Raw genomic sequence first — 23486 nt, 5'->3', positions numbered from 1 at the left:
ATCGTTTAATATTTCAATATTAAATTTTTAAATCATAATTCATAAACCACTAAACCACTCCTGAACTTAGGTTCAATGTAGGTACTCTTTGGCGGCATAATGAGGTTATTGTCGGCAAGGTCTTTAATCTCATTAATCGAAGCAGGGTAGAGCATAAAACCAACTTCAAACTCTTCACTGTCTACCATTTTCTTTATTTCAGTAACGGGTTTACTGCCCGGAATGTAAGAGATACGTTCGTCATTACGTAAATCGCCTATACCTAACAGCGGGTGAAGTACTTTTTCATAAAGTATTTGTGCATCCAGCGATTCGAGTACTGAACTAAAGTTAGTGTTTTTCAGCGTAAGTGCATAAAAATCACCGTCAAGATACATCCCGTATTGGAATTTAGACTGAGGCTTCCATAATTCCTGTCCTTTATTCTCGATATTAAAATCAGTATCGAGCGCCTTGAGGAAATTTTCTTTGCTGTGCCCGTTCAGGTCGTTAATGATACGATTGTATTCGTATATCTTTAGGTTGGTCTCACAGATAAGGAAGCTCATAAAATAGTTCAGGTTCTCATTGCCTGAAGCTTTATCCTCTTCATATAATAGTTCGGCTGAAGCAGAACGGTGGTGGCCATCGGCAATATAAAGACTTCCTATAGCATCAAACTGTTTTTGAATCCAGTCGATTTCCTGCTGGTCTTTTATACGCCATAAGGTATGTTTTTCCCTGTTCAGTGAAGAAAACAGATATAAGGGACGTCTTTTCTTTACAGTATCAATCCACTGTTGCAGCTCGGGGTTTTCAGGGTAGGTAATAAGTACCGGTTCGGTATTAAAGCCTGTTTGATGCAGGTAGTCCTTAAAATATTCAACACGGTAGGCAAGAGTGTCCTCGTGTTTCCTGATAACATTGTTTTGGTAGTCTTCTATAGATGTACCGGCAATAATTCCTGTAAACATTCCGCTTTTTCCCTGTATCTCATACAGATAAAATACTGGCTTGCTTTCCTGCTTAAAGATATTCTCATCTTTAAACTCGTTGTATTTATTCTGAACTGCCCTAAACCTTGTAGTAGCCGATATCTTCTGTTGGTTAACATAAGCAGGATTTAGTACATGGAGAAAAGAGAAGGGATTGTAATCCAGCTGCGAAGCCAGTTCGGCAGGAGTATACTCGTCATAGGAGCGGGAAGTTACCAGACTCACTTTATCACGTGTAGGCCTTACTGCCTTAAAGGGAATTATTTTTGCCAACTTTGTTAGTTTAAAGTTTCGGGTTTAAAGTTTAAAGTTCAGTCTCAACTTAATGAGACTGAACTTTTATGAGGGTTTCAGTACTGCTTACTGCGCCTGAAAACTGAATACTATTTAGTGAACATAGCAGCTACTTTCTCTGCTTTTTTGCTCTCTTTGTAATCGTAGAAACCTTCGCCTGATTTTACACCAAGTTTACCTGCCATTACCATGTTTACTAGTAACGGACACGGAGCATATTTAGGATTTTTGAATCCGTCATACATTACGTTAAGGATTGAAAGGCATACGTCAAGGCCAATAAAGTCAGCAAGCTGTAACGGACCCATTGGGTGTGCCATGCCTAACTTCATAACTGTATCAATTTCGTGAACTCCCGCAACGCCATTATAAAGCGTTTCGATTGCCTCATTGATCATCGGCATAAGGATACGGTTAGCCACAAATCCCGGGTAATCGTTAACCTCTACAGGAACTTTGCCTAGTTTTTCAGAAAGATCCATAATAGCTTTGGTAACCTCGTCTGAAGTATTGTAGCCACGGATGATCTCTACCAATTTCATGATAGGCACCGGGTTCATAAAGTGCATACCTATAACTTTATCCTGTCTGTTAGTAACAGCAGCAATTTGCGTTATAGATATAGATGATGTATTTGTAGCAAGAATGGTTTTCTCATCACAAAAATCGCTAAGATCTTTAAAGATGCGTAGTTTAAGATCAACATTTTCAGTAGCGGCCTCTACTACAAGGTCAGCATTAACAACACCGTCTTTAATGTCGGTATAGGTAATGATGTTTCCTATCGTTTTAGCTTTATCTTCTTCGGAAATAGTGCCTTTAGCCACCATACGATCAAGGTTAGCGGCAATAGTAGCCATACCTTTATCTAACGATTTCTCAGAGATATCAATTAGTTTTACGTTAAATCCGCTTTGTGCAAAAGTATGGGCAATACCGTTACCCATTGTTCCTGCACCTATAACTGCAATGTTTTTCATTTTGTTTGTTGTTTGTATGTAGGGTTTTGTTTGTTCTATTTTTTAAATAAATCTATCATTTCGGAAAAAGCATTACCATCCACATGTCCTAAATCATTTAAATTGGTTTTAAAAAAATCTGACATTTCTTGATAATTTGAATAATAACCATCACTGATTTTTACCACTCTTTTTCCATTTTTAATTAAAAATATATAGTTGTACAATGTACCTTTACTCATAATTGACGAAGTTTTAAATCCATCAAATTCTTTAATGTGGTAAATCATGTCTTTACCCAGCCCTAAAAAGCTGTTAATTGTAATTGTATTATCTTCTATAATCTTCTCGGTTCTTTTGATTCTTATTACAATTAAACTTTTACGAATTTCCTGAAAAAGAAATGTAGACATAAAAGTGAGTAATAAGCAAACGAACATTCCACCACCTAAACCTGTAAATGCTTCTTTAAAATCAATAATACATATTATGAGCACTGTAAGGAATACTAATAGTAAAATAATTAGCAAATAAACCTTAAGATTAAATACAGATCGTAACATTACTTCTTAAAGCAATCAATGATCTGGTAGGCAACTCTTAATGCTTCTGTACCGTCTTCAAGTGTAACTACCGGAGTAGTATTGTTGTTTATGGCATCGGCAAATGTTTCTAACTCATCCAGTATGGCGTTGTTGGCGTTTACGTCCGGGTTGTCAAAATATATCTGTTTTTTTATACCTTCAGCATTTTGCAGTATCATGTCAAAATCACCCGGAACCTCAGGAGCATCTTTCATTTTTACTACTTCACATACTTTATCAAGAAAATCTACCGATATATAAGCGTCTTTTTGAAAGAAACGCGACTTACGCATATTCTTTAATGAGATACGACTCGCTGTAAGGTTGGCTACACAGCCATTTTCGAACTCAATACGGGCATTGGCAATATCCGGAGTGTCGCTTATAACCGAAACACCACTGGCATTGATAAGCTTTACTTTAGATTTTACAACGCTAAGGATAACATCAATGTCATGTATCATTAAATCCAGTACCACAGGAACATCTGTACCACGAGGATTGAACTCTGCCAGACGGTGAGTCTCAATGAACATCGGGTTCTCAATTTTTTCTTTGGTAGCAATAAAAGCAGGGTTAAAACGCTCTACGTGTCCTACCTGTCCTTTTACATTATATTTTTTGGCAAGAGTTATAAGCTCTTCAGCTTCCTCAATTGTGTTTGAGATCGGTTTTTCTATGAATACATGCTTGCCTGCTTCAATAACTTCTTTGGCACAATCATGGTGCGAAAGGGTAGGTGTTACAATATCAACAACATCCACAGCCTGTATAAGTGCTGCTATGGTGTCAAATTTTTTATAACCGAATTCGGCTGCGATTTTATCTGCGTGTTCGCTGTTAGGGTCGTAGAAACCCACAAGTTCATATTTTTCAGACTGGTTAAGTAATCTCAGGTGAATCTTTCCAAGATGCCCTGCACCCAGTACGCCAACTTTTAGCATAAGTGTAATTTTTGTGAAACAAAAATACTATTATTTGGTTTGATAAAGCAAAAACAGTACATCAAAAAAGAGATGATTTTGTTGTATTTTTAAATAAAATTTTATGGTTGTCTTTCGATTTGACAATACCATATTGTTTGTTATTTTTACCGAAATTAATTTCCTTACCATTGAAAGATACAGCCAAACATCAGGGACTTCGCAATCAGCTTGCTGCGGTTTTGGAACAAAAAGGCATAACCGATAAAAATGTTCTGGAAGCTATTAAAAAAGTGCCGAGACATCTTTTTCTTAACTCGAGCTTTGAAGATTACGCTTACCAGGATAAAGCATTTCCTATTGGTGCAGGGCAAACCATATCACAGCCCTATACGGTTGCTTTCCAGTCACAGCTGCTGCAGGTAGATAAAGGCCATTCGGTTTTAGAGATCGGTACCGGTTCAGGGTATCAAACGGCTGTGCTTTATGCAATGGGCGCAAAGGTCTTTAGCGTAGAGCGTCAGAATGAGTTGTTTAAAACAACTTCATTGTTATTACCTAAGCTTGGTATACGTCCAAAGCACCTTTCATTTGGAGATGGATATAAAGGATTACCAAATTTTGCTCCGTTTGATAGTATTATTGTAACAGCGGCGGCGCCTTTTATCCCTAAACCATTAATGGCTCAGTTAAAAATAGGAGGCAGGCTGGTTATTCCGGTTGATAACCAACAGGGGGTGCAAACCATGACATTGCTAATCAGAAAAAATGAAACCCAGTTTGAAAAGCATGAATTTGGCGATTTTCGATTTGTGCCGCTTCTTGAAAATAAAAACTAAAAAAGCTCTGCATTATGCAGAGCTTTTTTTATTTGAATTCTTTCTTTATCCTGTCAAGATCACGTTTGGTATCGCGTTCTTTCATAGTTTCACGTTTGTCGAAGTTTTTCTTACCGCGGCATAAACCAATGTCAAGTTTTGCTATGCCTTTTTCATTAGTGAAAAGTTTAAGCGGAACGATAGTAAGACCTTTATTTTGTACGCTTTTTAAAAGGCTTTTCAGTTCTTTTTTATTTAAAAGCAGTTTGCGTTCGCTTTTTGGAGCATGGTTAAAACTACGGCTATAAGCATATTGCTCTATGTTTGTATTGATGGCAAACAGCTCATGCCCGTGAAATTCACAAAAACTTTCAGCAATAGAAGCCTTACCCAAACGTATGGATTTAATTTCAGAGCCGGCAAGTACAATACCTGCGGTATAGGTTTCGAGAATCTCAAAATCAAACCTCGCTCTCTTGTTTAGTATGTTAACCGTTTTTTGCATAAGGATGGCAAATGTAAGCACAATTGTTTAATGCTACAACTGTGAGCTGCGTTACAAATTTTATAATTTTTTAAATTTCGGGTAATAATAAAAGCTTACTACCTTTACACTCATGGAAAAGAAGATTTCAAACGACCCTTTGCATGGTGTTACACTTAAGAAAATCCTTGAAGACCTTGTCGGGTTTTATGGTTTTGATACACTGGGTGAACTTATAAATATACGATGTTTTAATGTTAACCCAACGATCAATTCCAGCCTTACCTTTTTACGCAAAACCGACTGGGCACGTAAAAAGGTTGAGGAACTTTATGTAAGGACGTTGCCTAAGTTAAAAAATCTTCCCTGAGGAAGATCTTTTGTTCTATTCTGTGACTGTAATGGTTCTCGTTATTTTTGGATTTGCTTCTACTCCGGTTAAAAAGTTCAACTCATAACTTCCGGGAGTGGTTGCTGTAAAAGTATACGAAACTGTTTCTGCAGTGTCTGTTGCAGGGCACTGGCAGCCTTCATAATCTACTAAGACTTTTATGTCTTTAGGAAAGTCTTGCCCTGTGATGGTTTGTGTTTCTGTAAATTTATTGAATGTACCACATGTTCCTAAAGGGATATAAGATACATTTAAAGTTATAGGAGTGTTTACGGTAGTAGCACTAGGCCCGGTTACTCCTGTAATTCCTGTATACTGTGAAGTAAAGCAATATTGTTCTTTATCATCCAGTGAGCATGCTCCTCCTATTGAAGCTACTATTGTCAGTAGCGTGATGAATTTTAATTTCATTGTTTTCATTGTTTCATGTTTTTTAATAGATGTAAAGCTCCTTTGTCGGTTGCGTTACACAAAACAAATTTAACGTAATATTTCAATTGAGAAACCGGCATTATATTCTTTACCTGGAGTAAGTAATACGATTCCTTCTTTATCTTCAAGTTTACCTGTAGATGTAGATGGGTCAGAATATCCCTGCCAGGGCTCGATGCATAAAAACGGTGCATTAGTTTTTGTCCAGATGCCTAAGTGTGGAAAGTCATGGAAATTTACATTCAGGAATGGAGTATCCAACTTATTTAGAGTAATTTTTTTTGAAATCAATGTCTTAAAAATAAGAGCATCGTTTTCAAAAAGTTTATGCGATAGCGCCAGTTTATTCTTGTCTGACTCAATTTTGAAGGTTTTTTCGGAAACAAGGTCGTTTTCAAGCTGGCTGCTTATAAGTTCTTCTTCTTTTTCGAAAGTGAGGCTGTAATCTTCAAAATTTCCAGGTAATGCAAATGCCGGGTGTGCCCCTAAAGCGAAAGGCTGTATTTTGTCACCTAAATTATTTACGGTATAGTCAAGATGCAGGGTCTTTTCTTTTAAAGTGTATTTTAGCTCAAGCTCAAAAGTAAAAGGGTATTGTTTCAGGGTTTCCTCATTCGATGAAAATGAAAAAACAACACTTCTGCTGTCACGTTCTTTTACTACAAAATGATTATCGCGTGCAAAGCCGTGGCGGGTCATGTTGTAATCATTCCCTTCGTAAGTGTAGGTGTTATCTTTTAGGGTTCCTACAATAGGGAATAGGATGGGAGAATGTTTGCCCCAAAACTCAGGATTGCCTTCCCATATATATTCATTTGAGCTGTCTTTTAAAGAAATGAGTTCTGCGCCTAAAGGATTAATGGTTGCGGTAAGAAACTCGTTTGTAATAGTAACGTTCATGATATTTTAGAGTGCTATTGGTCTTTTTTCAGCCAGTGCTTTTATTTTTTGCGAGGCCGTTTTGCCAAAGGTAACACTTGCGTCATAATATTTAATGCCTTCAGATAAAATAGCGAAATCGCCTATCTCTACACCAAGCCAGGTATGGCCATCATCATCAACCGATAATGTATAGGTATAACCTATATCTGTAATGCTTTCGTCATTCCATGCGGGAACATAGAGTGAATACTTTAATTTTTTATTAACAACCAGTTCTATTACCCTTAGTGTGGAATAGCCGGGCCACTCAATAACTGTCATAGGGTGAATCTGAAAATCGCCAAAATTTTCCGGGAGTTCATCCCATTTACGGATGTATTCAGGTTTTGTAAGCACTTCCCATACCCTTGTGACGGAAGCATCGATGCGAATGTTGTTCTTTACAATAAGTGATTTCATAGCTTTATTTTTTAGTTGAATTATAAAGCTACAAAAACCAAATAGCTAAAAACAGATGATTAACAGGGTTTTAATTTTTCTCTGACAGGAATTCTAATACTCTCTTGTCAACATCTTCGGTTCTGTCTATCGTAAGGAAATGACCTGCCGATTCTACAACTGCTCCCTGAGCTTCCGGAATTTTATCTCCGGCTATTTTTACAATTTCAATTGAATTTAAAATGTCGTGGTCACCAACCAATACTAACACAGGCAAGTCAAGGCTTTTAAATTCATCATCATTGAAAGGGGTCATGGATAAAAGATCAAGTTTGGTCCTGCTGTATTTATTGCCAAGATACATTTGATTTTTTAACTTAGAATCTACCTTTTCGGGATATAGTGAAAAATTGTCAATAAGCTTTTTCAGCCGTTTTTTGGAAGGTGCAATTTTAAAATTAGCAGCATTAATAAGATCAGAGTCCATACTGATCATTTTAAATGTTTGTACCGGTGCTAATAAAACAAGTTTTTTGATTCTTTCCTTATGATTAATCGTATATAAGGTGCTCAGCCAGCCTCCACGCGATGTACCTACAAGATTGATGTTATTTAATTTTAAAGCATTGAAAATCTCTTCATACCATTGAACAATCTCATCATGGTTAAGGTTTTTATTTTCCTTTAAGGTCGATTTACCCACTTCCATAATGTAATCAATAGCATATACACGGTAGTTCTTACTGTAATCTTTAATGTTCGGATACCACATTGTTGAGGTCGCATCCATGCCATGAAGTAATACTAACGGCTCAGCATTGGCAGGACCGCTAACTATTACATGGGCAGTACCGAATGAGGTAGGAATATCTTTCTCTGTGTAGGGTACCGGCCAAAGTGTGAGGCTGCTGTTGTAAGCATTAATATATTTTTGCTCTTCATTTCTGTTTTTAAAGAGAGCATGGTTACTTTTCTCTTTACCGGCAGCGCAGCCTAATAATATAAAGAGAGAAAAAACAGATATACAGCGTAGAACAGGATTAAGCTTCATCTTTGGTAGTTTTAACAAGACCAATGCCTGAGATGAAAAATAATAATCCTAAAACACCATAAATAATTGTTGTTTTGATATTTTGCTCAGCTGTTGTTGTATTGGCAAAAATGTACGCTGCATAAATAAGACTAACAACCCCCAGTATCGTTAGTATAGCTCCAAAGATTCTTTTTAAGTTCATTTTGTATAGGTTTTGAATATTTATATACAAAGTTTATTTTTTAATAATAAATCATTATTATGTTTAGAAAAAGATTAACATCCTTGTTTGTTAATTGATTTTTTTCTTGTAAAATATCAATATTTTAAGGGATTGCGATTGGTGTGTAAAATAATAATTACAAAATAAATCTTAATCAAAAGTTATTTAGTCATAAAGTTCTATACTATAACATTTTAAATTCTGAAATTTGATAGAGAATTTGAAAGGAAGTCCATTTATAACACCTTACATGTATGAAACCAATCTACTATCTTTTTGTATTAGCGGCTCTGTTTTTTGCTGGGTATTTTGTCATAAACGACTTTACTTTTGATAATGTGAGTTTTAGCAGTTACCTGATCAATACATTGTTCATTTTGTTATTGTCTTGTGTGTTTTTTGCAATTGTTGGATATGTTCTGGCTGTAAAGCGAAAACATAAAACAAAAGGTGTAATGACTATCAGGCAATACTACCAATATAAGAGTGCCCGTTAAAATCGAGGGCATTAAAAGAGAAGCCCCCCGTGATGCGGGGCTTCTTGATTTATAGAAATTCCTGATTTCTATTATTTGTTAACCAGATCACTTTGGTTTCTGAAAACCAATTTTCCATCAAAACTGTCGAGCAGTATAATGCTGTCTGTGGTTACTTTACCTGATAGTATTTGTTTCGACAATTCGTTCATTACTTCTTTTTGGATAACACGTTTTACCGGTCTTGCACCAAAGTCAGGGTCATACCCTTTTTTAGAAAGGTATTCAATGGCTTCCGGTGTAGCATCCAGCGTAATGTTTTGCTGTGCCAAGAGTTTTGTAACCGACTTGATTTGTAAGCCTACTATCTCTTTAATATTATCATTACTTAAAGGAGTAAACATTACGATATCGTCGATACGGTTTATGAACTCAGGGCGTACTGTTTGTTTCAGTAATCCAAGTACTTCTGTTTTAGCTGCTTCTATTGCTGCTTCAACATTGCCTTTCAGGTTCTCGAATTTCTCCTGAATAATGCTACTTCCCATATTTGAAGTCATGATGATGATCGTGTTCTTAAAATCAGCAACACGTCCTTTATTATCGGTAAGACGCCCTTCATCCAATACCTGTAATAGTATATTGAAGGTGTCGGGGTGCGCTTTTTCGATCTCATCAAGCAATACTACAGAGTAAGGTTTTCTTCTCACGGCTTCTGTCAATTGCCCGCCTTCATCATAACCAACATATCCCGGAGGCGCACCTACTAATCGGCTTACACTGTGGCGTTCCTGATATTCACTCATATCTATACGGGTCATGGCATTTTCATCATCAAACAGGTAAGAAGCAAGCGCTTTGGCAAGTTCTGTTTTACCTACACCAGTAGTTCCCAGGAAGAGGAATGAACCAATAGGTTTCTTTTGATCCTGTAGTCCGGCGCGGCTACGTCTCACGGCATCACTCACGGCTTCAATCGCTTCTTCCTGACCAACTACACGTTTATGAAGTTCAGCTTCAAGATTAAGTAATTTTTCGCGTTCACCCTGTAGCATTTTAGTTACCGGTATTCCGGTCCACTTTGCCACTACTTCAGCGATATCTTCACGGGTTACTTCTTCTTTGATTAGAGTTTGCCCTTTTTGAGTTTCCTGAAGTTGTTGTTCCATCTGGTGAAGTTTCTCTTCGGTGTCTTTTATTTTTCCGTAACGAAGCTCAGCAACCTTACCATAGTTTCCTTCACGTTCGGCGCGTTCTGCTTCGAGCTTAAAGTTCTCAATTTCGGTTTTCGCAGCCTGAATATTGTCAACCACATCTTTTTCGCTTTTCCAGCGTGCATAAATTTCATTGCGTTCTTCTTTCAGGTTGGCAAGATCAAGTCCAAGCGATTTTAGTTTACTTTCGTCATTCTCACGTTTAATGGCTTCGATCTCGATCTCAAGTTGCATTATCCTTCTGTCAAGAACGTCGAGTTCTTCAGGTTTCGAGTTGATCTCCATACGCAGTTTAGAAGCAGCTTCGTCCATAAGGTCGATAGCTTTATCCGGAAGGAAACGATTGGTTATATAACGTTGCGATAATTCTACTGCAGCAATTATAGCTTCGTCTTTAATACGCACCTGGTGGTGTGTTTCATATTTCTCTTTAATACCACGAAGGATGGATACAGCACTTTCGGTGTCCGGCTCATCAACCATAACTTTTTGGAAACGACGTTCCAGTGCTTTATCTTTCTCAAAGTATTTTTGATATTCATCGAGAGTTGTAGCACCTATGGCGCGAAGCTCTCCACGGGCAAGTGCGGGTTTCAGGATGTTTGCAGCATCCATGGCACCATCTCCACCACCTGCACCTACAAGAGTGTGGATCTCATCAATAAATAGGACGATATCACCTTCGGCCGAGGTTACTTCTTTCACAACTGATTTAAGACGCTCTTCAAACTCACCTTTATATTTGGCACCTGCAATAAGCGCACCCATGTCAAGTGAGTATACTACTTTGTCTTTTAGGTTTTCAGGTACGTCACCCTGAATGATACGGTGTGCTAATCCCTCAGCAATTGCAGTTTTTCCAACACCTGGTTCACCTACAAGCATAGGGTTATTCTTGGTACGGCGTGAAAGTATTTGCAGTACGCGGCGAATTTCCTCATCACGACCAATAACCGGGTCAAGTTTGCCATCGTTGGCTAACTGATTCAGGTTTTTAGCATATTTGTTTAGCGAGTTGTAGGTTTCTTCGGCACTTGCTGATGTTACTCTTTCACCTTTTCGAAGCTCATCAATAGCAGCTTTAAGCGCTTTTTCGGTTACACCCTGGTCTTTTAGTATTTGGGATACTTTGCTTTTTGAAGCAAAGATGGCTAACAGTAAGTGCTCGATAGAAACGAATTCATCGTTCATCTTACGGGCAATGTTAGAAGCTTCGTTTAAAGCTGTAGAAGCTTCACGCGAAATTCCCATTTCGCCGCCCTGTACTTTAGGGAAGCTCTGAAGTGTGCTGTCCAATATCTGGGTAAACAGTTGTAAGTTTACGTTAAGCTTTTTAAGAAGGAAAGGAGTGACATTCTCATCTACTTCTAAAATAGCTTTAACTATATGTTCGTTTTCAATTTGTTGATGGCCAAAACTTTGGGCAATTTGCTGTGCCCTTTGTATGGCTTCTTGTGATTTTATAGTAAAATTGGCAAAGTTCATATCTTAATTTTTTTAAATTTGATAAGAATGTTTCAATTTATGTTCCAGTATGTAAAATCTGACGAATTGTCTGGTTTTGTAACTAAAAAAGTAAAATTAACAGACAAAGTGTCTTAATTGTGTCAAAATGAGTGTATTTGGTAAATTATTCGGCGATTCTAACAGTAAAGATAATCCAACTTCAAATATAGATTGGAACAATTTAACAGAACTAAAACAATTGGATGAGATTGTAACGGAGTCAGCTTCAGTTCCTGTTATTATTTTCAAACATAGTACCCGCTGCGGTATCAGTCGCATGGCTTTGAAAAATTTTGAAGGGCATTATTCCATTGATGCAGAGAATGCCAAACCTTATTTTCTTGATCTCTTAGCGCATAGGGATATATCAAATGAAATTGCTTCCCGTTTTGATGTGGTTCATCAATCTCCTCAATTGATTCTTATAAAAAATGGAAAAGCTGTTTATACTGTTTCGCATAGCGATATTGATGCAGTTGAACTAAAGGAGAAAGTAACTGTTTAATGGGGATTATAGCTAAGTATCCGGGGCATTATTATCTCGATTATCAGTCAGAACCAATAACACAATGGACTGATTTGATTTCTCTTGAACAGCTTGAAGGAATCATTGATGAATCGTATAGTGTTCCAATCGTTATCTTTAAACATAGTAGCCGTTGCGACATGAGCAGCGCATTACTAAAGAATTTTGAAAGGCGATATGATTCAAAAGGCAATATTCCTAAACCTTATTTTTTAGATCTTATCGCTCATCGTAATATATCTGATGAGATAGCATTACGATTTGGTGTTAAGCATGAATCGCCTCAGGTAATCTTCATTAAAGAAGGAAAATGCCAGATTAATAGCAATCATAGCGATATTGCTATAATAGATATGAACTTATTACGCGGTTGAAAAGAATAGTCAGTAATGACTACAAAATTACTCTTCTTAAAATGCAGCTATTGTTTTGAGATTCAAATGTACATATATTTGGGACAAACCTTATTATATGAAAAAACTGTTGCTATTCGTAGTCTTATTTATTATTAGCTGCAATTCCTCAAATAAAGATGCAGCACAGTCAATTCCGACATTTGTTGAATGGGAAAAAACATTTTATGGTGAAAGTAATGACATGCCTAAAAAACTTCACTATTTAGAAAACAGTAATCAAACTATAATTTTAGGACAGCGATTCAGTGATAACAGTAATAAAGCGACTACCTGCGCATTAGTAAAACTTGACGCAAACGGCAAAAAGACAAAAGAAATATTCTTTGGAAGTGATAAAGACAGACTTACTGAAATGGCTGTTACTGAAAATAAAATTATACTTGCCGGATATAAAAAGAGTAAAAAGCTTTGGATGCAGATATTGGATCTTAACTTTAAAGTTATAAAAGATACTGTTTATAAGGATCTTAATATAACCTGGAACATTAAATTAAAATCCATGGGTAAAAGCGTTGTAGTAGGTGTCAGCCATGAGAAAGAAATTAAAAATAGTTATATTAATTATATTAGTATGATTTTTCTTGATGAAAATCTTGCCATTAACTGGAAGAAAGAATTTTATTCCGAAAATAAGATGTCCGGCCAGCGTAATATTAAGGACATATGTATTGATAAGGACGATATTATATTGCTTTCAGCAGAGAAATTAGATCAAAAAGTTACTTACAGCCTCACAAAACTAGATAAAGGAGGTAAGGTTTTATGGAGCAAACTAAAAGAAGGAGAATTAAACGGATATAGAGCATCTAATATTCTAAAATTTGGTAGCGGCTATATGGTTTCTGGCAACTACTCTAAGGATTTAACGAATGCAGGAGGTTTCAAAAATATTTTTTATGCGGCTTATACAGCAGAAGGTAAAGAGCTATATTTAAGGAAGACAGAAAAGGAGGGTTTTGCAGAGTGTCTTACAGCAGGCCAAAATAACTCTGTCTACATAGTAGGGTCTACTAACAATTCTAATTGGAAAGGAAGAAATCCAGATATTTATAATGATATTTTTGCTTTACAGGTAAAAAATGATGGCAGTATGGGGAGTGAACATATTTTTGGTACTGTCATGCCTGATAATAAGCCTGATGTTGTTTATTTAGGTGGCGATAGTTATATCTTAGCATTTTCTTCTGTGCCATCTGAGATGAATGCTTTTGGAAATGCATGGAAAATATATGCAAAAAAGTTTGAGCAGGCTACTAATTAAAAGAAAGCATTCTAAATAAAAAAAACGCCCCCGCTTGCAGCGGGGGCGTTTCAACTATTATTTCTTTTCGAAAGGAGGAAGAAGCTTGCTGCACACTTCACCAAACCCGATTCTTACAGTATCATTCTGGCAATAACCTCTCATAATAACGGTATCACCGTCGTTAATGAATTTACGCTCGCTGCCATCTTTCATCTGGATTGGGTTTTTACCACCCCAGGTAAGCTCAAGCATCGATCCGTAGCTGTCAGGAGTAGGTCCGGAGATAGTTCCGCTACCCATTAGGTCACCACTATTTACTCGGCATCCATTTATTGTATGGTGTGCTAATTGCTGTGCCATACTCCAGTACATGTACTTGAAGTTTGAGTTAGATATTATAGTCTCTTCAGCATTTTCAGGCTCAATAGCCACCTGAAGGTTAATGTCGAATGAATGAGCACCTTTTTGCTGTAAGTAGTCTAATGGCTTAGGCTCCTCCTGAGAAGGGCCTTCTACGCGGAACGGCTCTAAAGCATCAAGAGTAACGATCCAAGGCGATATTGATGAAGCAAAGTTCTTAGCAAGGAATGGCCCAAGTGGAACATACTCCCACTTTTGGATATCACGTGCACTCCAGTCGTTAAAAAGTACTAAACCAAAGATGTGTTCTTCTGCATCCTCAACAGAAACAGGCTCACCCATAATATTAGCATCTGTAGTGATGAAAGCCATTTCTAGTTCAAAATCTACGAGTTTTGAAGGGCCAAATACCGGTTGCGTTTCACCATTCGGTAATGTTTGTCCCAAAGGGCGGTGTACCGGAATACCTGAAGGGATAATCGTAGACGATCTTCCGTGGTAACCCACAGGCAGGTGAAGCCAGTTTGGTAATAATGCATTTGCCGGGTCACGGAACATCATACCTACATTGGTAGCATGCTCACGGCTTGAGTAAAAGTCAGTATAATCACCGATAAGTACCGGAAGTTGCATTTCTATATCTTGCACGTTAAAGATTACTATTGATTTATGATCTTCGTTGTCTCTAAGTTTAGGGTTGTTGGTGTCAAAAAGTTCAGCGATACGGTTACGTACCAGCCTCCATGTTTTTTTTCCGTCTGAAATGAAATCATTTAGGGTGTCCTGCATGAACATATCATCGGTAAGGTCTATCCCTTCAAAGTAATTTAACTGCTGAAGAGCTCCAAGATCTATAGCATAATCGCCGATTCTTGTGCCTATGGTTACTACATCTTCTTTAGTTATAAAAACACCAAAAGGTATGTTTTGTATAGGGAAATCGCTGTCTTTAGGAACATTAAGCCAGGATTTTCTTGATGGATCATTTGCTGTAAGCGCCATATTTTGTTATGTTTTTTTTGTTTTATTGAATAGTCAAATATAGTTTGGACATTCATTTTACCAAACGTTTTTTGTACTTTTGACGACAAATTAACGAAAAATTATACAATGCAACGCGACGAACAAATTTTCGACCTTATTCTTGAGGAACAAGACAGGCAAATTCACGGTTTGGAACTTATCGCATCAGAAAACTTTGTAAGCGACCAGGTTATGGAAGCTGCGGGTTCTGTGCTAACTAACAAATATGCCGAGGGCTACCCAGGCAAAAGGTATTACGGAGGCTGTGAAGTGGTTGACGTAATTGAGCAGATTGCTATTGACAGGGCTAAAGCGCTTTTTGGGGCTGAGTATGCTAACGTACAGCCTCACTCTGGTTCTCAGGCTAATGCTTCTGTTTACCATGCTTTCCTTAAGCCTGGTGATAAAATTTTAGGTTTTGATCTTGCTCACGGCGGACACCTTACGCATGGTTCTCCTGTTAACTTCTCAGGAAGACTTTACAATGTTGTGTCTTATGGAGTAGAAAAAGAGACCGGTCGTCTTAACTATGATACAATTCAGGAAATTGCTACCAAAGAACAGCCAAAACTTATCATTGCAGGAGCTTCTGCTTACTCTCGTGATATGGATTTTGAGCGTTTCAGAAAAATCGCTGACAGCGTAGGAGCTTTCCTTTTTGCTGATATTTCTCACCCTGCAGGTCTTATTGCTAAAGGTCTTATGAATGACCCAATCCCTCATTGCCACGTTGTAACTACAACTACGCACAAAACCCTTCGCGGTCCAAGAGGTGGTCTGATACTTATGGGTAAAGATTTTCCTAATCCTTTTGGTCTTACGACACCAAAAGGAGAAGTAAGAATGATGTCTTCACTCCTTGATCTTGCTGTATTCCCGGGAAATCAGGGAGGTCCATTAGAGCACATCATCGCAGCTAAAGCGGTTGCTTTTGGTGAGGCACTGTCTGACGAGTTCTTTACGTATGCAAGACAGATACAGAAAAATGCTCAGGCTATGGCGGCAGCATTCGTTAAGCGTGGCTATGATATCATTTCCGGAGGTACAGATAACCACATGATGCTTATCGATCTTAGAAATAAAAATATTTCAGGTAAAGATGCTGAAAATGCTCTTGTAAAAGCTGAGATTACCGTAAATAAGAACATGGTTCCGTTTGATGACAAATCGCCATTTGTAACTTCTGGTATCCGTGTAGGTACGGCTGCAATTACAACACGTGGCCTTGTAGAATCTGATATGGAGACTATCGTTGACATGATTGATCGTGTTATTTTAGACCCTGCTAATGAAGAACTTCTTGAGCAGGTAGCTGATGAGGTTAACGAAATGATGAGCGAAAGACCGATATTTGTATTCTAATATCAGTTTTTAGATATATCTAAATCCCGTTCGCCCAGGCGAACGGGATTTTTTGTTTTGTTAAAATACTTTTAACAGGTAAAAGGTTTTTATAATTTTAAGTCGCAACTTAAAATCAATCATTTATGAAAACTATTTATATAACTGTTCTCCTGCTAGTAGGTGTATTTTGTAATGCTCAAACTTTTGGAGCAACTGCTTTAGATGTAAAAGGTAATTATAATCCATCTATGGAAGTTACCGGGCAATGGCTAAAGAAAGGTAGCTATGATGCAGTAATGTCATTTGAAAAAACTCCTAAGGGGCTGAGTGATGCAACTGCTTTGGTGCAGCGCATGCTTGAAGAGAACGATATGTCGATTCAAAATCCGGATATATATAACAGCGTTGAAGGAAAAGATTTAACGGCTAATAACAATAACAAAACGCCTGACAGTATGAATAAATCAATCCAAAAAGGAAATTCAAAAATAAATCTTGCCTGGAAAGCTACAGAGGGTTCAGTGCTTCAGCTTTTATTGAGCAAAGATGCGTATGAGGTTATTGTTTTAAATGCATACAAACAATAGGGACGGTATTGAAACGGAGTTGTATATGTGTAAAAATAAAAAAGACCCGTGGGTGGAAGCCCCTGGGTCTTTAAACTATCAACCTTTGTAACATGGTTAATAGTAAGCTGCAAATGTACATCGCATATTTGGTAAAGCCTAATAAATAGGCTTTTTATTTTACGATAATATCATATTTATATAACAGGCCTTTTAATCCTGCCTGAGAGAATATCGCTTTTTTTAGCTTATTCCGTTCAGGATCAATAGAAAAGTTGTAGCTGGTTGTAAAATCAGTCTTATTGGCTATTGAATCAATAAAAACAGCTTTGTGCAGGTTACAGTTGTCAAACATCACTCCGGTAAGGTCTGTACTCATAAAATCTACAGCTATAAGACTACAATTTGTGAAAGTAGTGCCTTTAATTTTTAAAGTATAGAATTTCGCATAGTCTAACTGGCAGTTTTTAAATTCAATTTCAAAAAGCAACGGATCTACCATTGAGAAATTAACTCCATTAAAATCACAGTCAGTAAACAATGCGCCCCTGAAGGCAACATAATTAATTTTAGCTTCATAAAAATTACAGCCGGAAAAATTACAATCTATAAAAGCAACACCGGTAAAATTACAGTTAGAAAAATCACAATCTGAAAAAGTACAGCGTTCAAAATCCTTGTACATGATCGATTCCTCCCCAAAAGTCACATCATTATACTCATGTGCTATCAAATAATTCTCTGACATAATCTGTTTTTTGATTGGCAAATATCGGTTATAATAAACTTGCATTGGTAAAATTGTGTTTTTTAATTTTTTGTTAAATTGATTTTAAAATGTGTTAAATGATTGATAATTAACTAATTTTAAGAGAGATAAACAAAACCAACCTTTTATGAGAAAAACACTTTTACTTTTTAGTGTACTAATTTCTTTTGCAGGTTATTCGCAGACTGCAAAAGTAGATTCTGTCGCAGTACTTATTCTTGACAGGATGAGCGATGTAATAGGAGGACTTAATTCCTGTAGTTTTAAGCTTAATGTTTCGCAGGATGTTACCGGAGATAATGGTCTTGAGAAAAAGTTTTCTGACGATGAAGTTATGTTTAAAGGACCCGATAAGATGCTTGTTCAGCTTAAGGGAGATGATAATCATAAAGGATTTTGGTATAATGGAAAACATTTAGTCTATTACTCATATACTGAAAATAATTATTCTGTTCTTGATGTGCCGTCAACCATTATAGAAACTATAGATGCTGTACATGATGAATACGGAGTAGATTTTCCTGCTTCTGATTTTTTCTATCCAACTTTTGCAGATGATATTCTGGCTGACTTTACTTCAGTTACTTTTTTGGGTAGAAAGACAGTTGACGGACAGGATTGTTATCATATTTTGGCAGATAGTAAAAACCAAAGAGTTCAGTTATGGATATCAGACGATGCAATGAATTTACCTTTACGTTTCCTGGTTATTTATAAAGATAAACCTAATAGTCCTCAGTATATGGGAGTGTTTTCGGACTGGAAGATAAATCCGGATTTACCGGATGCTCTTTTTGATTTTAATGAGCCTCCTTTGGCAACCGAAATTGTTATGCTAAAAAAATCTAACCAATAATCTCATCGGAAATGCTTATTATAAATCAACAAATCGTTAAGAAAATAGCTGCCTTTGCAGTACTTCTGATTTTGCTTTCACCGTCAATTGCTGAAGCTCAGAGAATGGGGCGAAGAGGCGGGGGTGGCGGTGGACATGCTATGGGGGGGTGGATCTAAACCAGCTATGTCTAGGCCTGCGGGTAATCGAACTATAAATGGAGGTAGTCACCGTTCAACGAACAGAAATTCTTCATTTCAAAACAAGCATACAAATACACCTAACAGAAATAGTGTAGGAAATAATAATAACAGAAACAATAACGGCGGTAAAAGAGTGTCCCATAACAATAATGTTAACAGAGGTAATAATAAAAATGTAGGTAATCGTAACTCAGGAAACAGGGTAAATGTGAACCATAGAGGGGGAGATGTTAATGTGAATATTAATAATAACCGTAATACTATAGTACGTTCTAATCATAGAGAGTACCATAGGCCTCCATATCGCTATGGTGGACGTGGATATTATTGTTACAGACCTTATTATTACCATCCTTTTCGTCCTTTTTACTGGGGGCCGGTATGGCATCCGTGGGGCTTCTTTGTAGCTTCACTAGCTACTACAGCTATAATAATTTCAATAGAAAATCAGCAATACCATTATGATCAGGGTGTGTATTATGTTCAGGGTAATGGCGGATATACTGTAGTTCAGGCTCCTGTGGGGGCTACAATTAAAGTTTTGCCTGATGGTTATCAGACAGTGACTGTTAATGAAACCACAAACAATTATTATTATGGAGGTACGTATTATGAGAAGTCTGGTGGAGGCTATACTGTAGTTCCGCCGACGGCAGGTACAGTTGTAGAACATTTGCCTGAGGGTGCTGAAGAGGTTAGGGTAGGAGAGCAAACCTATGTTAAATATGGTGATACTTATTATCAGCCTGTTAAGGTTGATGGTAAAAATCAGTATGAGGTTGCTGAAGTAAAAAATGAATAGTTAAATAGAAAAAACTGGTTCCTGGCTATATGCCAATAAAAAAGCATCCGCCTGGGCGGATGCTTTTTCGTGTATAATGAATTTATTGTACTCTGTCTTCAGGGTCAAAATCGGTTTTACGTAAAAGTGTTTTGTAGAGTATGCCTCCTGCGATTCCTCCCAGTATTGGAGCTACTATGAAAAGCCATAGTTGCTCTAAGGCCCATCCTTGTACAAAAATGGCCTGGCTGATGCTTCTTGCCGGATTAACCGATGTATTGGTTACAGGGATACTGATTAAGTGTATTAAAGTCAGTGCTAGGCCAATAGCAATCCCTGCAAATACTTCTCTGGCACGGTCTTTTTCGGTAGCACCCATGATGATGATGATAAAAATCATCGTCATTATAAACTCTGTAACAAAAGCTGAGGTTAGATTATATCCACCTGGTGAATGTTCCCCATAACCATTTGCTGCAAAAGTTCCGATATCGCTGCCATTACCTGTAGCTATAAGGTAAAGAATTGCAGCACCGGCAATACCTCCTAGTACTTGGGCAATAATTTAAGGTATTACCAGAGAATTTTCTGCACGTCCTCCGGCCCAAAGTCCAATGGTTACTGCAGGATTAAGATGTGCTCCAGATATACGCCCCAGGCCATAAGCAATTGTTAATACAGTTAGTCCAAAAGCAAATGCTACTCCCACAAGACCAATGCCTATAAAGGGTTCTGATTTAAAATTGGCCGCCAAAACGGCACTACCACATCCTCCCAGTACAAGCCAGAAGGTTCCGATGAATTCTGCTGCGAATTTTTTTGTCATAATTTAATTGATTTAGTTTGGTTGAAATTATATAGACAGTGAATAAATTCCTTGTAACAGTAACCGAATAATAGGGGATAATAGCATTTTTTTAAGAACATAAGTAGCCTTAAGGAAAAGCTTTGAACTATAGATATACTATTTATAGTAAGCTTTTTGTGAAGCTTAGCTAATTTAATAAAAAAAAGTCAATGATTGGTTTTTTGGTAATTTTACCTATTTAGTACTTGTTTTTAAATATTATGTAGAAGTAATCTTAAATTATTTTTGAAGTTTCAATACTTAATGAAGTAGGAATATTTCTAGGTAGGGTTTTATAATGTTAATTTGTTTAATTAATTGAGTAAAATTATTTCAATATGTGTTTTATTTTAAACAAAAACTAAGTTTTAAGTGATATTATTAAAAGTTAATTTTTTAGAAATAAAAAGTTAATGAAAAAGCTTAGATTTGACATTCTTTTGAAACCTAAATTACCTATTATATTAAGCATGAGTTACTTTTATCTTCCCTATTTGCAAATTTTTGTCCGGAGCCAAATTTTAAATTCATATCGCAACGATTTTCACCAAATCTAAAATAGGCTTATATACTTTCTAAATTACTATTTAAAGTTAATAAATTATGATATTTCATAAAAAGAATATTGAATTTCGAATTTCGCTTTTAGGGATTTTTTTAATTTTTTCTGTATCAGCATTTGCCCAGCTAACTCCATCCTTCATAGGAAGTGCAACTTCTACCGGGACTAACTGTTATACTATAACAACAAATACTCAGTCGAATTCAGGAGCTGCTTGGTACAACAACCCAATTGATTTGTCTCAGGATTTTGACATAGTATTTGATGCTTTTTTTGGAGCAAATGCCGGCGGTGCCGATGGTATGGCGTTTATTTTAAAATCTACAGCTAATCCGGTTTTAGGAGCGGTAGGAGGACAGCTTGGTTATGGAAATTTACCAGAATCCCCATCAATGGCTATTGAGTTTGATACTTATACCAATAGTAACTGGGGTGATCCGGCTTATGACCACATTGCGATTCATAAAGCAGGAAACGTTAGCCACCTTACAAGCGATAATCTGGTGGCACCTGTACAGGCTTCTACAACTTCTACAAATATAAAAGACAACCAACAACATGAGGTGAAAATACTTTGGAGGGCTGCTACCCATACGTTGACAGTAGTTTTTGATTGTCAGGTGCGTATTGTATATGATAACCAGATTATTATTTCTGTTTTTGGAGGTTATCCTACTGTTTATTTTGGTTTTACTGGTTCAACAGGAGCCTTGTCTAATCAACAATCGGTATGTTTTAAATATCTTTCTTTCTTACCTACCAGTCTTCAGGATCAGACAGTTTGTGAAGGGGAATCAATCAGTAATGTTGATGGTACTATACAAGGCGCTGTAAGCTATCTATGGACGCCAACTACGGGTGTAAGTAACCCTGCTATTGCAAATCCGGTTTTTACCCCAATGGTTACTACTACGTATACACTTACCGTAACTGATAACTGCGGACAAACTTATGTGAGGGACTTTACTGCAACAATTCCAGATGTGGAGGTTGCAGACCCAGAAGATCTCGCTGTTTGTGGTGACCCAGCTCAAACAGCCTCATTTAATCTACAGCTTAATGATCCGATAATGAAAGCTCCCCTTGCTGATCCGGGAGAGTATGATATAGAGTATTATGAGTCAATGGATCAGATTAATGATGGAGATCCTATGATTTTTCCTTCAAATAATTATAGTGGTTACAATGGACAAATAATCTATGCTAAAGCGGTAGGTTTTTCTACTCCTTGTTATGTTGTGAGACCTTTTCAGCTTATTATAAATGATTGTAGTGTTGAGTTACAACCTTATGCAGTTCATGCTTGTGAGCCTGCTCCTTATGATGGAGAGGTAATATTTGATCTTACTTCGTATACTGATGAGATGACAGTTGCAAATCCTGTACCTGCATCATATGTGTATTCGTTTTATAATTCTCAGGCTGATGCCAACACACAAACAAATCCTATCACAAATCCAACAACCTATTCAGGGTCAACTGAAACCGTTTGGGTAAGATGTGATGATCCTTCAGTTACGATAGGTCCGCCTGCTTTTGATGTTGAGGCACTTTCTTTAGTTGTAGATCCGCAACCGGTACTTACACCTATTGCTGATCAGTCAGGTTGTGATTCGTATACGCTTACACAGCCTACAGTAGGGAATTATTATACAGGTCCTGGCGGAACAGGCGCACAACTTAATCCTCTTATTCCATTAACAACTTCACAGACAGTTTATGTATATGCAGTGAGCGGTACAGCTCCTGATACTTGTACTGATGAAACAAGTTTTAATGTAACAATTTATACATCTCCAACTGTAGAACAAAAAGCAGATGTAGAGGCATGTGATTCATACCAGCTTCCTGCATTAACAACAGGTAACTACTACACTGGTGCAGGAGGAACAGGTACACAGTTAAATGCGGGTGATTTTATTACGACAAGCCAGACGATATACATCTATGCCGTAACTGGAGATGCTACTACGGTATGTTCAGATGAGTCAGACTTTGTAGTAACGATAAACAGTGCCCCAACAGTTTCCCCGGCCACCCCATTAGAGGAGTGTGCGGACAACTTTGACGGTTATGCTTATTTTGATCTTACCCCGGCAGGAGTAGAGATATTAAACGGCCAGAGCGGTCTTACGATCACCTACCACAGCACGCAGGCAGCCGCAGAGTTTGGCGTAAACCCTATTACGGATCCTACAAACTACCACAGTATACTGGGTACGGTTTATGCGAGTGTGGTACAGACAGGCACCACGACCAACTGCCGTTCTGTAGTACCGATCCAGCTGATCGTACACTCACGCCCTGCTATCCCTGTGATGACAGCATATGAGTTATGTGATGACGATACCGATGGCCTGCAGGTTTTTGATCTAACCAG

General features: G+C 37.3%; 25 protein-coding genes and 1 pseudogene. 12 read left to right on the top strand and 14 right to left on the bottom strand.

Features of this window, described 5'->3' with window-relative positions; all coding sequences use genetic code 11:
* Positions 1-32: 32 nt before the first annotated feature.
* From ACFSR3_RS08515 to ACFSR3_RS08500, 4 genes are all read right to left on the bottom strand, one after another.
* Entirely contained in the window at positions 33-1247 is a 1215-nt protein-coding gene (locus tag ACFSR3_RS08515) for a DUF1015 domain-containing protein (protein WP_379820593.1), read from the bottom strand.
* Between the two features lie 110 nt (positions 1248-1357).
* Entirely contained in the window at positions 1358-2248 is an 891-nt protein-coding gene (locus ACFSR3_RS08510) for a 3-hydroxyacyl-CoA dehydrogenase family protein (protein WP_379820592.1), read from the bottom strand.
* 35 nt (positions 2249-2283) lie between these two features.
* The gene (locus tag ACFSR3_RS08505) at positions 2284-2640 is read right to left on the bottom strand and encodes a hypothetical protein (RefSeq protein WP_379820591.1); all 357 of its coding nucleotides are present in this window, start codon (positions 2638-2640) and stop codon (positions 2284-2286) included.
* A gap of 149 nt (positions 2641-2789) precedes the next feature.
* Complete coding sequence (locus ACFSR3_RS08500) at positions 2790-3755, bottom strand: Gfo/Idh/MocA family protein (protein WP_379820590.1); 966 nt, start codon at positions 3753-3755, stop codon at positions 2790-2792.
* Between the two features lie 170 nt (positions 3756-3925).
* Between ACFSR3_RS08500 and ACFSR3_RS08495 the strand changes: the two genes are divergently transcribed.
* On the top strand, positions 3926-4573 hold the full coding sequence (locus ACFSR3_RS08495; protein ID WP_379820589.1) for a protein-L-isoaspartate(D-aspartate) O-methyltransferase: 648 nt from the start codon (positions 3926-3928) through the stop codon (positions 4571-4573).
* A 28-nt stretch (positions 4574-4601) separates the two neighbouring features.
* Here the strand turns inward: ACFSR3_RS08495 and smpB are convergent, their stop codons facing one another.
* Positions 4602-5057, bottom strand: coding sequence for an SsrA-binding protein SmpB (gene smpB / locus ACFSR3_RS08490; RefSeq protein ID WP_114759574.1), 456 nt, complete (start codon positions 5055-5057; stop codon positions 4602-4604).
* 112 nt (positions 5058-5169) lie between these two features.
* Here smpB and ACFSR3_RS08485 point away from each other — a divergent pair, with 112 nt between their 5' ends.
* On the top strand, positions 5170-5406 hold the full coding sequence (locus tag ACFSR3_RS08485) for a VF530 family protein (protein WP_379820588.1): 237 nt from the start codon (positions 5170-5172) through the stop codon (positions 5404-5406).
* A gap of 15 nt (positions 5407-5421) precedes the next feature.
* Here ACFSR3_RS08485 and ACFSR3_RS08480 read toward each other — a convergent pair whose 3' ends face one another.
* From ACFSR3_RS08480 to ACFSR3_RS08460, 5 genes are all read right to left on the bottom strand, one after another.
* On the bottom strand, positions 5422-5847 hold the full coding sequence (locus tag ACFSR3_RS08480) for a hypothetical protein (protein ID WP_379820587.1): 426 nt from the start codon (positions 5845-5847) through the stop codon (positions 5422-5424).
* A gap of 60 nt (positions 5848-5907) precedes the next feature.
* Complete coding sequence (locus tag ACFSR3_RS08475) at positions 5908-6759, bottom strand: aldose 1-epimerase family protein (protein WP_379820586.1); 852 nt, start codon at positions 6757-6759, stop codon at positions 5908-5910.
* Between the two features lie 6 nt (positions 6760-6765).
* Positions 6766-7200, bottom strand: coding sequence for an SRPBCC domain-containing protein (locus ACFSR3_RS08470; RefSeq protein ID WP_379820585.1), 435 nt, complete (start codon positions 7198-7200; stop codon positions 6766-6768).
* 70 nt (positions 7201-7270) lie between these two features.
* Complete coding sequence (locus ACFSR3_RS08465; RefSeq protein WP_379820584.1) at positions 7271-8230, bottom strand: alpha/beta fold hydrolase; 960 nt, start codon at positions 8228-8230, stop codon at positions 7271-7273.
* A complete protein-coding gene (locus tag ACFSR3_RS08460) occupies positions 8220-8414 on the bottom strand; it encodes a hypothetical protein (RefSeq protein WP_379820583.1) in 195 nt (64 codons plus the stop codon). The genes ACFSR3_RS08465 and ACFSR3_RS08460 overlap by 11 nt, the downstream gene beginning before the upstream one ends.
* 275 nt (positions 8415-8689) lie before the next feature.
* On the opposite strand from ACFSR3_RS08460, the gene ACFSR3_RS08455 reads away from it, so the two are divergent.
* A complete protein-coding gene (locus ACFSR3_RS08455) occupies positions 8690-8932 on the top strand; it encodes a hypothetical protein (protein WP_114759564.1) in 243 nt (80 codons plus the stop codon).
* 71 nt (positions 8933-9003) lie between these two features.
* Here the strand turns inward: ACFSR3_RS08455 and clpB are convergent, their stop codons facing one another.
* Positions 9004-11610, bottom strand: a complete 2607-nt coding sequence (gene clpB / locus ACFSR3_RS08450) for an ATP-dependent chaperone ClpB (protein WP_379820582.1) — start codon at positions 11608-11610, stop codon at positions 9004-9006.
* Between the two features lie 127 nt (positions 11611-11737).
* Here clpB and ytxJ (ACFSR3_RS08445) point away from each other — a divergent pair, with 127 nt between their 5' ends.
* The 3 genes from ytxJ (ACFSR3_RS08445) to ACFSR3_RS08435 all read left to right on the top strand — a co-directional run bounded on the left by ytxJ (ACFSR3_RS08445) (position 11738) and on the right by ACFSR3_RS08435 (position 13834).
* The gene (gene ytxJ, locus ACFSR3_RS08445; protein WP_379820581.1) at positions 11738-12136 is read left to right on the top strand and encodes a bacillithiol system redox-active protein YtxJ; all 399 of its coding nucleotides are present in this window, start codon (positions 11738-11740) and stop codon (positions 12134-12136) included.
* On the top strand, positions 12136-12531 hold the full coding sequence (ytxJ, locus tag ACFSR3_RS08440) for a bacillithiol system redox-active protein YtxJ (RefSeq protein WP_379820580.1): 396 nt from the start codon (positions 12136-12138) through the stop codon (positions 12529-12531). The genes ytxJ (ACFSR3_RS08445) and ytxJ (ACFSR3_RS08440) overlap by 1 nt, the downstream gene beginning before the upstream one ends.
* 97 nt (positions 12532-12628) lie before the next feature.
* On the top strand, positions 12629-13834 hold the full coding sequence (locus ACFSR3_RS08435; protein WP_379820579.1) for a hypothetical protein: 1206 nt from the start codon (positions 12629-12631) through the stop codon (positions 13832-13834).
* A 57-nt stretch (positions 13835-13891) separates the two neighbouring features.
* Here ACFSR3_RS08435 and fahA read toward each other — a convergent pair whose 3' ends face one another.
* On the bottom strand, positions 13892-15178 hold the full coding sequence (fahA, locus tag ACFSR3_RS08430) for a fumarylacetoacetase (RefSeq protein ID WP_379820578.1): 1287 nt from the start codon (positions 15176-15178) through the stop codon (positions 13892-13894).
* A gap of 108 nt (positions 15179-15286) precedes the next feature.
* On the opposite strand from fahA, the gene glyA reads away from it, so the two are divergent.
* Together glyA and ACFSR3_RS08420 are read left to right on the top strand one after the other, a co-directional pair.
* Positions 15287-16561: a serine hydroxymethyltransferase gene (glyA, locus tag ACFSR3_RS08425; protein WP_114759569.1), complete on the top strand. Its 1275-nt coding sequence runs from the start codon at positions 15287-15289 to the stop codon at positions 16559-16561.
* 125 nt (positions 16562-16686) lie between these two features.
* On the top strand, positions 16687-17130 hold the full coding sequence (locus tag ACFSR3_RS08420; protein ID WP_379820577.1) for a hypothetical protein: 444 nt from the start codon (positions 16687-16689) through the stop codon (positions 17128-17130).
* Positions 17131-17284: 154 nt separating this feature from the next.
* Here ACFSR3_RS08420 and ACFSR3_RS08415 read toward each other — a convergent pair whose 3' ends face one another.
* Positions 17285-17857, bottom strand: coding sequence for a pentapeptide repeat-containing protein (locus ACFSR3_RS08415; RefSeq protein WP_379820576.1), 573 nt, complete (start codon positions 17855-17857; stop codon positions 17285-17287).
* Positions 17858-18005: 148 nt separating this feature from the next.
* Between ACFSR3_RS08415 and ACFSR3_RS08410 the strand changes: the two genes are divergently transcribed.
* Genes ACFSR3_RS08410 through ACFSR3_RS08400 form a run of 3 tightly spaced genes read left to right on the top strand, consistent with a single transcriptional unit; the run spans position 18006 to position 19718 of the window.
* On the top strand, positions 18006-18734 hold the full coding sequence (locus tag ACFSR3_RS08410; RefSeq protein WP_379820575.1) for a DUF2092 domain-containing protein: 729 nt from the start codon (positions 18006-18008) through the stop codon (positions 18732-18734).
* Positions 18735-18745: 11 nt separating this feature from the next.
* Complete coding sequence (locus ACFSR3_RS08405) at positions 18746-18892, top strand: hypothetical protein (protein WP_379820574.1); 147 nt, start codon at positions 18746-18748, stop codon at positions 18890-18892.
* 7 nt (positions 18893-18899) lie between these two features.
* Positions 18900-19718 (top strand): DUF6515 family protein, encoded by an 819-nt coding sequence (locus ACFSR3_RS08400; RefSeq protein ID WP_379820573.1) that lies wholly within the window; start codon positions 18900-18902, stop codon positions 19716-19718.
* Positions 19719-19800: 82 nt separating this feature from the next.
* Here the strand turns inward: ACFSR3_RS08400 and aqpZ are convergent.
* Positions 19801-20523, bottom strand: a pseudogene (gene aqpZ, locus ACFSR3_RS08395) (aquaporin Z).
* A gap of 624 nt (positions 20524-21147) precedes the next feature.
* Between aqpZ and ACFSR3_RS08390 the strand changes: the two are divergent.
* On the top strand, positions 21148-23486 hold a 2339-nt coding region (locus ACFSR3_RS08390; RefSeq protein WP_379820572.1), incomplete at its 3' end, for an L-type lectin-domain containing protein.

It is taken from the genome of Flavobacterium suzhouense (assembly GCF_042684765.1).
Taxonomy (GTDB): domain Bacteria; phylum Bacteroidota; class Bacteroidia; order Flavobacteriales; family Flavobacteriaceae; genus Flavobacterium; species Flavobacterium suzhouense.
Note: the sequence above shows the minus strand (reverse complement) of the source record. Positions and strands in the feature narration are given on the sequence as shown.